The sequence below is a fragment of the Streptomyces roseolilacinus genome, assembly GCF_014649335.1.
GTDB lineage: Bacteria > Actinomycetota > Actinomycetes > Streptomycetales > Streptomycetaceae > Streptomyces > Streptomyces roseolilacinus.
Map to the genome: position 1 here is coordinate 1 of NZ_BMSV01000044.1, position 594 is coordinate 594.

The 594-nt window shown below is 69.9% G+C and carries 1 protein-coding gene; it reads right to left on the minus strand.

The annotated features are described in order from the left end of the window. On the minus strand, positions 1 to 594 hold a 594-nt coding region (locus tag IE106_RS30025; RefSeq protein ID WP_189538386.1), incomplete at both ends, for a hypothetical protein.

The window sequence follows — 594 nt, forward strand, 5'->3', positions numbered from 1 at the left end:
GTGTACTGACGGTCGAACCGCTGGCGCTCCCGGGCGAATGCCTCGCGCTGAGCCCGGCGCTTGGGCTCCTGACGGAGCAGCCTCAGGTAGCTGTCGGCCAGCCGTTTACCCTCGGGGCACAGCTGCACCGTCCTGGTGCTGCCTTTGGTCTCGTCCTTGCAGGACGGGCACATCTCTCGGTGCCGGATGAACACCACGCGGACCGCTTCCGGGGTGAGCGGGGTGGGCTTTAGCTGGCTCACGGCCGGCACCGAGCCCGTGCGCGGCTTCGGCAACACCTTCGTCGCCCGGCGGAACGCGACCGTCGCGGCCACCTCAGCCCGTTCGGCCACCCCCACGCGCCAGGCGTCGAGCTTGATGTCGAGGTCGATCCGGCGGTTGCTACCAGCCGTGCAGCGGCGCGGCTCGGCCGCCTTGGCGCGGCCGGTGTGGTGGGGCACCAGCTTCGGCGTACCCAGCATGCCGGTGATCGGGACCCAGGTAGAGCAGTCGGGGCAGACCAGGTGCTCCTTGCCGGGCGTCAGGTCGAGCTCGGTGACTTTGAGCTTGGAGGTGATGACCGGCGGGCGGTGGTTGACGTTCGAAGTGCGGGTC